Origin of the sequence: Wenzhouxiangella sp. XN24, assembly GCF_011064545.1 — a bacterium.
In the GTDB taxonomy this organism is placed as follows: Bacteria; Pseudomonadota; Gammaproteobacteria; order Steroidobacterales; family XN24; genus XN24.
In genome coordinates this window covers 181046-193511 of record NZ_JAAMFG010000036.1, presented here as the reverse complement: position 1 = coordinate 193511, position 12466 = coordinate 181046, and the positions used below count along the sequence as shown (strand labels likewise).

At 69.4% G+C, this 12466-nt stretch carries 15 protein-coding genes; 8 read left to right on the top strand and 7 right to left on the bottom strand.

The window, feature by feature from the left end; all coding sequences use genetic code 11:
• Positions 1 to 24: 24 nt before the first annotated feature.
• Positions 25 to 771, bottom strand: a complete 747-nt coding sequence (locus G6032_RS12960) for a ZIP family metal transporter (protein ID WP_165282575.1) — start codon at positions 769 to 771, stop codon at positions 25 to 27.
• 33 nt (positions 772 to 804) lie between these two features.
• A complete protein-coding gene (locus tag G6032_RS12955; protein WP_165282574.1) occupies positions 805 to 1539 on the bottom strand; it encodes a histidine phosphatase family protein in 735 nt (244 codons plus the stop codon).
• 120 nt (positions 1540 to 1659) lie between these two features.
• Here G6032_RS12955 and G6032_RS12950 point away from each other — a divergent pair, with 120 nt between their 5' ends.
• Genes G6032_RS12950 through G6032_RS12935 form a run of 4 tightly spaced genes read left to right on the top strand, consistent with a single transcriptional unit; the run spans position 1660 to position 4961 of the window.
• Positions 1660 to 2550 carry an SDR family NAD(P)-dependent oxidoreductase gene (locus G6032_RS12950; RefSeq protein ID WP_165282573.1) on the top strand — a complete coding sequence of 297 codons (891 nt, stop codon included), beginning with the start codon at positions 1660 to 1662 and terminating at the stop codon, positions 2548 to 2550.
• Entirely contained in the window at positions 2547 to 3617 is a 1071-nt protein-coding gene (locus tag G6032_RS12945) for a saccharopine dehydrogenase NADP-binding domain-containing protein (RefSeq protein WP_206211980.1), read from the top strand. Before G6032_RS12950 ends, G6032_RS12945 begins: the two co-directional genes overlap by 4 nt.
• Positions 3607 to 4608, top strand: coding sequence for an alpha/beta fold hydrolase (locus tag G6032_RS12940; RefSeq protein ID WP_165282572.1), 1002 nt, complete (start codon positions 3607 to 3609; stop codon positions 4606 to 4608). Before G6032_RS12945 ends, G6032_RS12940 begins: the two co-directional genes overlap by 11 nt.
• Positions 4605 to 4961, top strand: coding sequence for a hypothetical protein (locus G6032_RS12935; protein WP_165282571.1), 357 nt, complete (start codon positions 4605 to 4607; stop codon positions 4959 to 4961). The genes G6032_RS12940 and G6032_RS12935 overlap by 4 nt, the downstream gene beginning before the upstream one ends.
• A gap of 68 nt (positions 4962 to 5029) precedes the next feature.
• Here the strand turns inward: G6032_RS12935 and G6032_RS12930 are convergent, their stop codons facing one another.
• From G6032_RS12930 to G6032_RS12920, 3 genes are read right to left on the bottom strand one after another with little or no spacing between them, the layout of a single operon-like run.
• Complete coding sequence (locus G6032_RS12930) at positions 5030 to 6862, bottom strand: ABC transporter transmembrane domain-containing protein (RefSeq protein WP_165282570.1); 1833 nt, start codon at positions 6860 to 6862, stop codon at positions 5030 to 5032.
• A gap of 46 nt (positions 6863 to 6908) precedes the next feature.
• Positions 6909 to 7691 (bottom strand): glycerophosphodiester phosphodiesterase family protein, encoded by a 783-nt coding sequence (locus G6032_RS12925; protein ID WP_165282569.1) that lies wholly within the window; start codon positions 7689 to 7691, stop codon positions 6909 to 6911.
• A gap of 14 nt (positions 7692 to 7705) precedes the next feature.
• Entirely contained in the window at positions 7706 to 8377 is a 672-nt protein-coding gene (locus tag G6032_RS12920; RefSeq protein WP_165282568.1) for an SDR family oxidoreductase, read from the bottom strand.
• A 75-nt stretch (positions 8378 to 8452) separates the two neighbouring features.
• Between G6032_RS12920 and G6032_RS12915 the strand changes: the two genes are divergently transcribed.
• Both G6032_RS12915 and G6032_RS12910 read left to right on the top strand, forming a co-directional pair.
• Positions 8453 to 8977, top strand: coding sequence for a hypothetical protein (locus G6032_RS12915; RefSeq protein ID WP_165282567.1), 525 nt, complete (start codon positions 8453 to 8455; stop codon positions 8975 to 8977).
• 35 nt (positions 8978 to 9012) lie between these two features.
• The gene (locus G6032_RS12910; protein ID WP_165282566.1) at positions 9013 to 9510 is read left to right on the top strand and encodes a DUF2505 domain-containing protein; all 498 of its coding nucleotides are present in this window, start codon (positions 9013 to 9015) and stop codon (positions 9508 to 9510) included.
• A gap of 62 nt (positions 9511 to 9572) precedes the next feature.
• Here G6032_RS12910 and G6032_RS12905 read toward each other — a convergent pair whose 3' ends face one another.
• Positions 9573 to 10592, bottom strand: coding sequence for a DUF2333 family protein (locus G6032_RS12905; protein ID WP_165282565.1), 1020 nt, complete (start codon positions 10590 to 10592; stop codon positions 9573 to 9575).
• Positions 10593 to 10768: 176 nt separating this feature from the next.
• Between G6032_RS12905 and G6032_RS12900 the strand changes: the two genes are divergently transcribed.
• The gene (locus tag G6032_RS12900) at positions 10769 to 11008 is read left to right on the top strand and encodes a hypothetical protein (RefSeq protein WP_165282564.1); all 240 of its coding nucleotides are present in this window, start codon (positions 10769 to 10771) and stop codon (positions 11006 to 11008) included.
• A gap of 24 nt (positions 11009 to 11032) precedes the next feature.
• On the opposite strand, the gene G6032_RS12895 is transcribed toward G6032_RS12900, so the two are convergent.
• Positions 11033 to 12019, bottom strand: a complete 987-nt coding sequence (locus G6032_RS12895; RefSeq protein WP_165282563.1) for a glutathione S-transferase family protein — start codon at positions 12017 to 12019, stop codon at positions 11033 to 11035.
• Between the two features lie 64 nt (positions 12020 to 12083).
• On the opposite strand from G6032_RS12895, the gene G6032_RS12890 reads away from it, so the two are divergent.
• The gene (locus G6032_RS12890) at positions 12084 to 12431 is read left to right on the top strand and encodes a carboxymuconolactone decarboxylase family protein (RefSeq protein ID WP_165282562.1); all 348 of its coding nucleotides are present in this window, start codon (positions 12084 to 12086) and stop codon (positions 12429 to 12431) included.
• The last annotated feature ends 35 nt before the right edge of the window (positions 12432 to 12466 follow it).

The following is a 12466-nucleotide window of genomic DNA, read 5'->3' as shown; positions in this document are numbered from 1 at the left end:
GAACCGGGAGCGAACCCGCCGTTCTCAGAGGTGCAGGACGTAGTGCTGGAATGCCAGCAGGGCGGTGAATGCCAGCGCCACGGTGGCGCCTACGGCGGCGCCCGAGGCGTGCTTCAGGGCGTCCGGCACCAGCTCGGCGAAGATCATCCAGAGCATGGCGCCCGCGGCCAGGCCGAGCCCGACGGGCAGGAACGGCTGGAAGGCGAGTACGAAAAGAAACGCGGGGATGGCCATCAGCGGCTGCGGCAGGCTGCTGAATATGCTCCACCCGGCGGCCTTCCAGGGCGGCGTGCCGCGGGGCACGAGGACGAGGCTGATCGCCAGCCCCTCCGGGATGTTGTGGATCGCGATGGCCACGGCGATGAACAGGCCCAGCCGGTCGCTGTCGCCGAACGCCACGCCGACGCCGACGCCCTCCGCGAAAGAGTGCGCGGTCATGACGCCGAGGATGAGCACGGCTTTGCGCGCGTCGGCTCCGCTCAGCTCGGCCACGTCCAGGTCCTGGTGTCGTCGTAACAGGCGGTTCGCGGCCACGATCAGGACGAGTCCGAGCAGGATGCCGCCGAGGGTGCGGTCCGGTTCGGCGGCAAAGCCTTCGGCGATCAGGCCGTGGCTGGCGGCCAGCATCAGGCCGGCCGCAGCGGCGTTCGCCAGGCCCAGGGCCCGCTCGGGGATGCGGCGGACGAAGAAGAAGGGTAACGCGCCGCAGCCGGTCGCGACGGCCGTGATGGCCGCGGCCAGCAGGACGGTCCAGACATTGACTTCGAGCATGGAGCGACTTTCCGGCTTTCCTGCAAGCTTAGGCTAGCGGAACGTGATCAGCTCGCGGCCGCCTTCGGATTCGAGGTGGGAGACGCTGTTGAAGCCGAGCAGCAGAGCGTCTTCGTGGCGCGCCGAGCGACCGTAATACAGCTGCGTCAGCGAGGCGTTGTAGATGCTCCAGTTGATCGACAGGGTGCGCTTGTTCGAGAGGCCGAGGACCGCACGCAACGCCGCGGCGATCGTGCCGCCCGACGTGACGATCGCCACCCGGGCCTTGGGGCCGTGCAGGGCGAGTACGTCCTCGAGTCCGGTGCTGACCCGGTGGCAGAACTCCCGCCAGGTTTCGAGGGGCGCATGGTCGTGGGCCGTGTTGTCCATCCACGCCTTGATCATGAAACGGAATGCGAACTCGAACAGCTTGTGGTCGCGGAACACGTCGGCTTCCGCGAGCTGTCGGGGCGCGCCGACTTCGGCCATGAAGTGCGGCAGGTAGGCGCGGATGACGCCCTCGTGGTCGTACTCGTTGAAGGCCTCGGCGACATGCACCGCCGGGGCGCGGGCGCCGAAGCTTCCTGCGATCTCCGTCGCGGTGTCCTGCTGGCGCAGCAGCGCCCCGCTGAGCAGCGTGTCGAACGGCGCGCGCGCTCGCAGGTACGCGCCGAGCAGCCCGGCCTGGCGGCGGCCGAGCTCGGACAGGCAGTCGTAATCCTCGCTGCCGAAGGAGGCCTGGCCGTGACGAATCAGGTAAATCACCGCCATGACGGGCCGGGCTCGCATCGGGGGGAATCGGGCGGCGCGGCGGGCCGGAGTGGCGCGGCGGCCGGGCGGAGGTCAACAAAGGTCGCTGGGTCGTGCATCATGTACGTTTTCCGCAGACATCATGTCAGACGAGGCACCATGAAAAAAGAACGGGTTGTCATTACCGGTGCAGGCAGCGGCCTTGGGCGCGCCCTGGCCCTCGAATACGCCCGCGCCGGCGCGCGGGTCGCCGTGCTGGATCGCGACGGGGAGACCGCGGCGGCGGTGGGCGTCGAGGTCGAGGCGGCCGGCGGCAAGGCGCTGGTGCTGGAATGCGACGTCACGGACAACGCCTCTGTGACGGCAGCGGCGACCGCCATCGGTCGCGGCTGGCATGGCCTCGATATCCTGGTGAACAACGCGGGAATCGCGGGCTCGGGCACCGTAGTGGACACCAGCGATGCGGACTGGCGCCGGATTCTCGAGGTGAACCTGTTCGGCGTGGTCGCCGTGACGCGCGCTTTCGTCCCCGCCATGATCCGCGCCGGCGCGGGCCATGTCATCAACATCGCTTCGGCCGCCGGCTTCGCCTCGCCGCCGGGCGTGGCGGCCTACAACGTCTCTAAGGCCGGCGTGATCTCGCTCTCCGAGACCCTGCGCCTCGAGTTGTCGCCGCACGGCGTGGAGGTCAGCGTGGCCTGTCCGTCCTTCTTCAAGACGAACCTCCTGGACGACTTCCGCGGCAGCGAGGAATCCCGGCGCGTGGCACTGAAGCTGATGGAGAAGTCGTCGCTGGACGCCGCGGACGTGGCCCGCCTGATCCGCCGCGGCGCCCGCAAGAAGGACTTCATGATCCTGCCGCACGCGGAGGCGCGCGTCGGACTGTTGCTCAAGCGCGCCGCCCCCGACATGTTCTTCGCGACCCTGAAGAAGAAGGCCAATGCCTTCCTGGGCGGCTCGGCGGCACCGGCAGGCGCGGCGCAGCCGGCGACGGATGACGGCAGGAATGCGGGCAAGGCGCCACGCCGGCGCGGGAGCAAAGTCGCGTGAATTCCGCATGGATGATCTACGGCGCGAACGGTTACACCGGCGAGCTGATCGCGCGCGAGGCCGTGCGCCGCGGTCTCGCGCCCGTGCTGGCCGGGCGCAGCGATGAGAAGGTCGGCGCCCTGGCACGCGAACTCGGGCTCGAACACCGCAGCTTCGGCCTCGAGACGCAGGACGAGGTAGGGGAAGGCATCTCCGGCATGGCCCTGGTGCTGCATTGCGCCGGACCTTTCTCTGCCACCGCGCGACCGATGATGCAGGCGTGCATCGCACGCGGCGCACATTATCTCGACATCACGGGCGAGGTCGCCGTTTTCGAGCTCGCGCACACGCTCGATGACGAGGCGCGGGCCGCCGGCGTCGTGCTGTGCCCGGGCGTGGGCTTCGATGTCGTGCCGACCGATTGCCTGGCCGCCGCCCTCAAGGCGGCCTTGCCCGATGCCACGCGGCTCGCGCTCGGCTTCGATTCCCGCGGCGGCATGAGCCCTGGCACCGCACGGACCTCCGTGGAAGGCCTCGCGCAGGGCGGCAAGGTACGCCGTGACGGGCGCCTGGTGTCCGTGCCGCTGGCTTACAAGACACGGCGGATCGACTTCGGCGACGGCGAGAAGCTGGCGATGACGATTCCCTGGGGGGATGTCTCCACCGCGTACCACGCCACGGGCATCCCCAATATCGAGGTCTACATCCCCGCGTCGCCCAAGCTCGTGGCGCGCCTCAAGCGGATGAACCTGGTCCGGCCTCTGCTGGGGCTGGGCCCCGTGCAGGGCTGGCTGAAGCGCCGGATCGGCAGGACGGTGCGCGGCCCGGGCGAGGCGCAGCGGGCGCGCACGCCGACCTTCGTCTGGGGCGAGGCGAGCAACGCGGCCGGACGCACGGTCCGGGGGCGCGTGCGCGTGGCGAACGGTTACGACGTCACGGTGCATGCCTCGCTGCGCATCGTCGAGCGCGTGCTCGCCATGAGCGGCGTGGCGGGCCATCTCACGCCGGCCGGCCTGGTCGGCGAGGCCTTCGTCGAGGAACTGCCCGGCTCGGAGCCGATCCGGGTCGAGTCGGCCGGTGGCGACTGAGACCGCTCTCGAGTTCGCGCCGCAGGGTCCGATCTCGAACCGCCATCTGCAGTCGATATTGCCCAGTTCCGTCTTCCGGCGCCGCCTCCTGCTGCGTCGCGCTGCGTCCCTGATCGCCGCCAGCGAGCCGTTGCTGCTCGACTGCGGCGACGGGGTGCGGCTGCACAGCTGGTATGCGCCGGCGCCCGCGACGCCGGCCGGACCGTCGCGTGGCGTCGCCGTGCTGATCCATGGCTGGGAAGGCACGGCGGATTCCAGCTACCTGCTCTCAGCCGCCGTGCGCCTGCGCCAGGAGGGCTGGGACGTGGTGCGCCTGCATTTGCGCGACCACGGCCCGAGCCACCACCTCAACCGGGAGCTGTTCCATTCGAACCGGCTGCCCGAGGTCGTCGGCGCCGTGGCGCGGATCGCGGCGCTGTTTCCCGACCGGCCGTTGTGTCTCGGGGGCTTTTCGCTGGGCGGCAATTTCGCGTTGCGCGTGGCGGCGCGTGCGCCCGAGGCCGGCATTCCCCTCGCGCGGGTCATGGCCGTGTGCCCCGTGCTCGATCCGGCCAGCACCCTCGACGCGATGGAGCAGGCCTGGCCTTATGAACGTTATTTCATGGCCAAGTGGCGCCGCTCGCTGGAAATCAAGGCGGGCTTTTTTCCCGAGCTGTACGACTTCGAGCGTCTGCGTCGCTTCCGCGGCCTGCGCGACATGACGGACTACTTCGTGCGCGACTTCAGTGAATACCCGGACCTGCAGAGCTATCTCGCCGGTTACGCGATCGTCGGGGAGGCCCTGGCCGGGCTCGAGATCCCCGCGCTGCTGGTGGCGGCCAGGGACGACCCGGTGATTCCCGCGAAAGACCTGGCGCGTCTCGCCGCCCCCGCCACACTGCAGGTCGTGGCCACGCGCCGCGGCGGGCATTGCGGTTTCCTGCCGTCACTCGCCGGCAGCAGCTGGGTGGACGAGCAGATGGCCCGCTGGTTCGCGGCGGTCGCCGCATGATCCGCCTGCCCGCCGTGCAGTGGGCGACGCTGGCGCTCGCCGCCGCTTTTGCCGCCCGCGCGCTGCTGCGGGTGTTCCAGGCGGATTTCCATGTCCTGCATTTCGCCGTGCTCGGCTGGCCGCCGTGGGCGGTATGGGCGATCTCGCTCGCCGAGCTGGGCGGCGCCGTGCTGCTGCTCCGGCCCGCGACCTTCTTCCCCGGAGCCGTCGTGCTGGCAGGGGTGACCGGCGCATTCGTTGCGGTTTACGTGCGGGCGGACGCGCCCGCAGCCGGGCTGGACATGGCCTGGTTCATGATCGCGCTGTTCATCCTCGCGGCGTTGCGCTGGCGCGGGCGCACGCACGGCGGGTAGGTAGACGCGGGCGCATGCGCGGCGAGTAGGGAGGCGCGGGCGGATCAGCCGGCCGGGTCGCGGGGTCGCTAGCGGGCTCCCGATACCTGCGCCAGCGGCGGCTCGGCGAACTGCAGGCGGGCGAGGCGCGCATAAAGGCCTTCCTGTGCGACCAGCTCATCGTGGCTGCCGGTGGCCACGAGTCGGCCGCCTTCCAGCACCACGATACGGTCGGCCTTGAGCACGGTGGCGAGCCGGTGAGCGATGACGATGGTGGTGCGGTCGGTCATCAGTCGGTCGAGCGCCTGCTGCACCTGCTGCTCGCTCTCGGCATCCAGGGCGCTGGTCGCCTCGTCGAGCAGCAACAGCGGGGGATTCTTCAGGATCGCGCGGGCGATCGCGATGCGCTGGCGCTGGCCGCCGGAGAGGCGCACGCCGCGTTCGCCGAGGTAGGTGTCGTATCCCTCGGGCATGTCGCAGATGAATTCATGGGCCAGGGCGGCGCGTGCCGCCGCCTCGACTTCCGCATCGTCCGCCTCCGGTCGCCCGTAGCGAATGTTCTCGCGGGCGCTGGTCGAAAAGATCACGGTTTCCTGCGGCACCATCGCCATCGCCCCGCGCAGGTCGGCGAGGCTGAGCGTGCCGATGTCCACGCCGTCGAGGCGTATGCAGCCCGACTGCGGGTCGTAGAAGCGCAGCAGCAGCTGGAACACGGTGGTCTTGCCGGCGCCCGAGGGCCCGACCAGCGCCACGGTCTTCCCGGCCGGCACGGTGAAGCTGACATTGTCGAGCGCCTTGCGGTCCGGCCTCGCCGGGTACCAGAAGTCGAGGTTCTCGACGCGCACTTCCCCGCGGGCGGGCACGGCGGCCGCGGCGGGACGGGCCGGATCGCGGATCTCGGGGGTGGTCGTGAGCAGTTCCATGATGCGCTCCATCGCGCCGGCCGCGCGCTGCACCTCGCCCCAGACCTCGGCGAGCGCGGCGAACGAACCGGCCACCAGGACCGCGTAAAGCACGAACTGGCCGAGTTGCCCGCCGGTCATCGTGCCGGCAAGCACCGCCTTCGCGCCGAACCACAGGACGAGCACGATGGCGCCGAAGACGAACAGGATCACGACGGCCGTCAGCAGGGCCCGTGCGCGGATGCGCGCCAGGGCGGCGATGAACGAGTCCTCGACGACGTCGCGAAAACGCGCCGCCTCCCAGGTCTCGCGCACGTAGGCCTGGACGATCCGCATCGCCGTCAGGATCTCCTCGGCCAGCGCGCTCGAGTCCGCCACCCGGTCCTGGTTGCGCCGCGACAGCATGCGTACGCGGCGGCCGAACAGGATCAGTGGCAACAGCATCACCGGGACGAGCACGACGATGAGCCCCGTCAGCTTGGGGCTCGTGATCGCCAGCATGACGAGGCCGCCGGCGAGCAGCAGCACGTTGCGCAGGGCGACGGATGCGCTCGAGCCGACCACCGACTGCAGGATCGTGGTGTCGGTGGTGAGACGGGACAACACTTCGCCGGTGCGCGTGGTCTCGTAGAAAGACTGGCTGAGGCGCAGGATGTGGCGGAACACGGCCTCGCGCACGTCCGCCACCACCCGTTCGCCGAGCCAGCTGACGAAGTAGTACCGCAGCGACGTGGAGATCGCCAGCAGGCTGGCGATGCCGAACATCGCGAGGAAATAGCGGTCCACCTGCGCGGTGTTCTCGGCGGAGAAGCCCTGGTCGATCATGAAGCGCACCGCCACCGGCAGGCTCAGCGTCGCGCCGGCGGCGAGCAGCAGCGCGCCCAGCGCCGCCGCCAACATGCCGCGATAGGGCTTCAAAAAGGGCAGCAGGTCGCGCAGCGGCCGCAGCGTGCGGCTGCGGGCGCGCTCTGCGCCGTCCGTGACGGTCTCGCTACCATCGGGGTTGCGTGTAGTAGCCATGTCGTGGGGCGCGGATTATACGGGGTTCCGGCGCCGCCGCATCCGCCTATCCTGTTTCTTCCGCGGAGCCGTGTTGCGATGCGGCGCCCTCGAGTCCTTTCTGCAGCTCGGTCACCGCCATGGTTTCCAGCCAGCGCGCGCCGCGGGCCAGCATCGCGCGCCCGGTGGCGACATCGCCGATCTCGTAGAGCACCCAGTCCCAGGGACCGGGCGGCAGCGGCCCGGCGGGCAGCCGCTCGTGATTGCAGAACAGCCAGCGCGCCGGCAGGGCCCGGGCCGCGGCGGCGATGGCAGGGTCGAAAACCCGCACGATCCACCCCAGGGCCGGACAGCCGGCGTCCCGCGCGAGGCGCAAGGTGTCGATGTCGAAGGAGATCGGCGCCCAGCGCCCCGTGGCCGGAGCGAGTGCGGCCATGCAGGCCGAGACGACGGTCGCGGCGCCGAAGCGCTCGATGCTCTCCGGCTTGAGTTCGACAAAGGCGTTGATCGCCGGCTGCCTGGACAGCCAGGCGGCGAAGCCCGCCAGGGTCGGGATGCGGGCGTCCGCGTAGCGCGTGCCGAAACGGCCCGGCTCGCCGACCGACAGTCGTGCGAGTTCGGCCGCCGTCAGCTCGAAGACCGTGCGGCTGTCACCGGACACCCGTTCGAGCGTCGGGTCATGCAGCACCATGGGGATGCCGTCCGCGCTCAGCTGGACGTCGATCTCCACCCATCGGGCGCCCGCCGCCGCGGCGGCGTCGAGCGCGGCGAACGTGTTCTCCGGACGACAGGCCGCATAGCCGCGATGCGCGACGATGATCGGGGCCCGGGACGTCTCCTCGGCCGGCATCGGCGGCGCCCGCCCTACCAGGGCAGCGGCTCGCCTTTCGCGTGCCAGAAACGACCGGTGGTCTCGAGCCGCAGTTCGTCCATCCGCGCGATCAGCCCGGCGGCTGCGGTCTCCGGCTCGACGTCGCCGCCGCCGCCGACCATGTCCGTGCGCACGTAGCCCGGATGCAGGATGGCAACGGCAATGCCGCGCTCCTTCAGGTCCATGGCCAGCGATTTGCCGGCCGCGTTCACGGCGGCCTTGCTCATGCGATAGCCGTAGCTGCCGCCGGAGGTGTTGTCCTCGATCGAGCCCATGCGGCTGCTGACGATGCCGATCTTGGCGCCCTTCTGCAGCTTGTCCAGGAGCGCCTGGGTGACGAGCAACGGACCCACGGCGTTGACGCGCAGCTGCAGGTACACACCCTCGAGCGTTTCGCCATGCAGCTTGCCGAGCGCATCGCGGCGCATGACGCCGGCGTTGTTGATCACCCAGTCGAGGCGCTCTCCGGCGAGGTTCTGCGCGAGTCGCTCGATGTCCTCGGGGTCGCCCACGTCGATGCCCTGTTCCACCCGGACGTCCAGGGCGTCGAGTTCCGGCGAGCTGTTGCGGCAGGTGGCGATGACGCGCTCCCCGCGCTCCGCCAGCAGTTTGCACAGCGCCAGTCCGATCCCCCGGTTTCCGCCCGTGACGAGGCAATTGGCCATGGTGTCCTCTCCCTTGAAAAACAACTCAGGCAACAAGTATAGGCAGCCGGGAGGGCGGGGGGCTAAAGTAGCGCCATGAGGGTATCTGCCGTCCTGCCGTTGATCGCGTTGCTGTTCGCCGCGGGCTGCGCGACACCGCGCGCCCCGGCCACGCTCGAGATGCCGGGGAACGACGAGGCGCAGGCCGCCCACCTGCTGGCGGGCTACCTGCTGGCGATGGGCTGGACCGTGCAGGTCTCGCCCGAGGCCGTGGTCGCCGCGGGACGTGACGGCGAGCGCCTGTGGTTGCGTCCGTTGCTGGATGCGCGCGGCATGGACCGGCTGGTCAGCTGGCGGCAATGGCCGGCCGCACCGGAGGCGGACGAAGCGGCGCTCGCCGCGTTCGCCCACGAACTCAATGCGGCGTTGAATGTCGGCCTGTTTCGCGCCGGGCCCGAGGGCCTGGAGTTCCAGGTTTCGCTGCATTTTCTCGACACGCTGGATCCGGCGCTGCTGGCCGCCTTTATCGAGCACACCGCCGAGGTGCGCCGGGCCGTGCTGCGCGTCCAGGACACGCGGCAATTGCTGCGGCCGGTTGAGGACGAGCAGGCCAGCCGTTAATCTTCCGCGATCGTTCGCCCACCCCGGAGCCCGCCATGAGCGTCATCGTCCGCGCCCGCCACGAGTACCCGCACCCGGTCAAGGACGTCTGGGCGCTGTTCAGCGATCCGGCTTTCTACCAGGCGAAGTTCGAAGGTATCGGGCATCGCAACGTAGAGATCGTCTCGAGCGAGGGCGACGCCGACGGCTTCATGGTGGAGGTGAGCCGCGAGGTGCCGCTCGAGGTCCCGGGCTTCCTGCGCGGCATGCTCGGCGACTGGAACACGCTACTGCAGCATGAGCGCTGGAGCCGCACCGGCAAGAACACCTACGCGAACGAGCTGGAAATCGAGGCGCGCGGGGTCCCTGCGGCCATGACCGGGACCATGCAGCTCGCGCCGCAGGGCAAGGGCGCGGTGAACGAGGTCGAGATCACGATCCGGGCCTCGGTGCCCCTGGTCGGCGGCAAGCTCGAGAAGTTCGTCTCCCGCGACACCGAGACGACCCTCGAGGCGGAGTACGAGTTCATCCGCGAGTACCTGGCCGGCCGCTGACGGCGGGACGCAGGGCTTCGAGACGCGCCGCGTCGTCAGCGCCCGGCCGCCCCGCCCCGGCTTCAGCCCCCCGCGAGCAGTTCCCGCAGGTTGGTGATGGCCTGGTTGGCGCGCGAGAGGTAGGACGCCATGACCAGGGAATGGTTGGCGAACAGCCCGTAACCCCCCCCGTTGAGCACGATCGGGCTGCGCATGGGCGCGAGGCTGCCTTCCAGTTCGCGGATGACCTGGCGGAGGCTCACGGTGGCGTTCTTGTCCTCCAGCACGTGACGCATGTCGTACTCGATGGCGCGCAGGAAATGCAGCAGCGCCCAGGCCGTGCCGCGCGCCTCGTAGAACACGTCGTCGATCTGCAGCCACGGGGTCTGCACTTCGACCTCGTCCCTGCGCGGCCCGCCGGCCTCCCCCGCGGGGTCGCCCGCGAGATCGATGTTGACGCGGGCCTGGCCGACGCTCGCCGAGAGTTGTTGTGACAGGTTGCCGAGCCGTTTCTCGACCACGGCCAGCCACTCCCGCAGGTTGTCGGCACGCGCGTAGAAATTGGCGGGCGGCTCCGCTTCGCCGACCAGGCGCGCCCGGTAGCTCTCGAGGTGATCGATGCCGCGCCTGTAACGGCTCTCGCTGGAGGGCAGGATCCAGCTGTTGTTGTCGAAATTGAAGTTCGGCTCGGCCTCGGCGAGGTCCGGGTCCTCGACCGACTGGGTCTGCGAGCGACTGAAGTCGTTGCGCATTACGCGCGCGAGATCGCGCACCTGCACCAGGACGCCGAATTCCCAGTTGGGCATGTTGTCCAGGTACAGCCCCGGGGGCATCACGTCGTTCGTCAGGTAACCGCCGGGCTTGTCCAGCAGCGTCCGCGCGACGCGCAACAGGGTGTCGGTCGTGGCATAGCCGGTCACGGCGGGCTCGCCGTTTCTCTCCCAGTCCACCCAGAAGGTGTCCGGTTCCCGCGACCAGTACCAGCCCAGCAGCAGAACGAACACGGCGAGCACCGCCGCGACGATCCCGGCCGTCCTGGTCAGTACGCGACGACGCTGTCCTGGCGGGCGTGGGCCGCCCCCGGCGAAACGCTTGAAATCCATCGGGTGTCTCCCTGGCTATGGCGCAAGTTTACCTCGCCCGCGTCGGAGAGTGACGCATTGCGTCACCCTGCGGTCGTCGGCCGGTACCCCGAGTTCTCATGTTTTTAGGGCTTGAGCGGCGCTGGCACGATCCCTGCTTGGCTCCGGGCAATGCAGATGACTCGGCAGGTGAGGGGATGGACAAGGAAATCATCGGATTGTTGCCGCCCGACGACCACGTCGATGGCTGGCAGTCTTCCACCGCGCTGGTGCGGTTCGCGGACGGTCGGATGGCCGTGGAAGCGCTCGGCCCGGCCTCGGCGCCACCCCGGCAGGCCCCGGCCCGCTTCCGTCGCTCGAACCCCATCTTCGATCCCGCGACCCGCGAGGTCATCGGCTACGAGATGGTGCAGGTGCTGGTCCCCACGACAGCCTGAGATCGGGCCGCAGGCCGCCCGGGGTCAGTCACCGCCGCGACCATGCGGCGCATCCAGGTCGAGCGCCGGCCCGACAGGCACGATGCCCGTCGGGTTGATCGTGCGATGGCTGAAATAGTAGTGCTCCTTGATGTGCCCCAGGTGCAGCGTGGGCGCGACGCCGGGCACCTGGTACAGCTCACGCGTGTAGCCCGACAGGTGCTCGTAGTCCGCGATGCGGCGCAGGTTGGTCTTGAAGTGGCCGACGTATACCGGGTCGAAGCGCAGCAGCGTGGTGAGCAGCCGCCAGTCGGCCTCGGTGATGCGATCGCCCAGCAGGTAGCGTCGCGTGGAGAGGCGCTCGTCGAGCCAGTCGAGCGCCGCGAACAGCGCCGCGAACGCCCGCTCGTAAGCATCCTGCGTCGTCGCGAAGCCGCAGCGATAGACGCCGTTGTTGACGTCCGTGTAGACGCGTTCGTTCACGGCGTCGATCTCGGCACGCAGCTCGGCCGGGTAGTAATCGGCATCCTCGGTCGTGAAGGCATCGAATGCACTGTTGAGCATGCGGATGATGTCCGCGGACTCGTTGCTGACGATGGTGTTGCGCTCCTTGTCCCAGAGCACGGGCACGGTCACCCGTCCGCTGTAGTCCGGCGCGGCACGCAGGTAGAGCTGGTAAAGATAGTCGTGGCCGAACAGCGGGTCGCCGGCGGTGAACTCGCCGGCCTCGCAATCGCGCAGCTCCCAGCCGTGCTCCATCATGTGGGGGTGGACGACCGAAACGCTGACCAGGTCGCGCAGGCCCTTGAGTGCACGGAAAATGAGCGTGCGATGCGCCCAGGGGCAGGCGAGGGACACGTAAAGGTGGTAGCGTCCGGGCTCCGCCGCGAAGCCCCCGCTGCCGCTGGGGCCCGGCGAGCCGTCGGGCGTCACCCAGTTGCGGAAGGCCGAGTCCTGCCGGACGAACTCGCCGCCCGTCGCATCGGTGTCGTACCACTTGTCGCGCCATGCGCCGTTGACCAGCAGACCCATCTCTATAATCACTCCTGTCGCGGGCGGAAACGTGCCCGCTTTTTTTCAGCCTATGGAGGCCATTATGACTGATCAGGATTACACCACCATGCGCAAGCGGATCACCAAGGCGAATGCCGGGTTGAAGACGGCGCAGCCCGACACCTTGAAAGGCTTCAACATGATCCATGCCCAGGCCATGCAGGCCGGGGCACTCGACCCGAAGACCAAGGAGCTGGTGGCCGTCGCGCTGTCGGTGGGCGCCCGTTGCGACCCCTGCATCGCGTTTCACGTCCCGGCCGCCATCCGCCACGGCGCGACGCGTGACGAACTCATGGAGATCCTCTCCGTGGCCGTGATGATGGGGGGCGGCCCGTCGCTGATGTATGCCGCTCACGTCATCGAAGTGATGGAAGAGACGCTCGCCGCCTGAGCCGGGTGTGTCCTGTGCGGCCGGTCGCATGCGTA

Bases quoted from the DNA above. Each gene is read 5' to 3' on its own strand.
- G6032_RS12955 (WP_165282574.1), bottom strand. From the start codon at position 1,539: ATGCGAGCCCGGCCCGTCATGGCGGTGATTTACCTGATTCGTCACGGC.
- G6032_RS12935 (WP_165282571.1), top strand. From the start codon at position 4,605: ATGATCCGCCTGCCCGCCGTGCAGTGGGCGACGCTGGCGCTCGCCGCC.
- G6032_RS12950 (WP_165282573.1), top strand. From the start codon at position 1,660: ATGAAAAAAGAACGGGTTGTCATTACCGGTGCAGGCAGCGGCCTTGGG.
- G6032_RS12910 (WP_165282566.1), top strand. From the start codon at position 9,013: ATGAGCGTCATCGTCCGCGCCCGCCACGAGTACCCGCACCCGGTCAAG.
- G6032_RS12890 (WP_165282562.1), top strand. From the start codon at position 12,084: ATGACTGATCAGGATTACACCACCATGCGCAAGCGGATCACCAAGGCG.
- G6032_RS12895 (WP_165282563.1), bottom strand. From the start codon at position 12,019: ATGGGTCTGCTGGTCAACGGCGCATGGCGCGACAAGTGGTACGACACC.
- G6032_RS12900 (WP_165282564.1), top strand. From the start codon at position 10,769: ATGGACAAGGAAATCATCGGATTGTTGCCGCCCGACGACCACGTCGAT.
- G6032_RS12915 (WP_165282567.1), top strand. From the start codon at position 8,453: ATGAGGGTATCTGCCGTCCTGCCGTTGATCGCGTTGCTGTTCGCCGCG.
- G6032_RS12960 (WP_165282575.1), bottom strand. From the start codon at position 771: ATGCTCGAAGTCAATGTCTGGACCGTCCTGCTGGCCGCGGCCATCACG.
- G6032_RS12925 (WP_165282569.1), bottom strand. From the start codon at position 7,691: ATGCCGGCCGAGGAGACGTCCCGGGCCCCGATCATCGTCGCGCATCGC.
- G6032_RS12920 (WP_165282568.1), bottom strand. From the start codon at position 8,377: ATGGCCAATTGCCTCGTCACGGGCGGAAACCGGGGGATCGGACTGGCG.
- G6032_RS12905 (WP_165282565.1), bottom strand. From the start codon at position 10,592: ATGGATTTCAAGCGTTTCGCCGGGGGCGGCCCACGCCCGCCAGGACAG.
- G6032_RS12930 (WP_165282570.1), bottom strand. From the start codon at position 6,862: ATGGCTACTACACGCAACCCCGATGGTAGCGAGACCGTCACGGACGGC.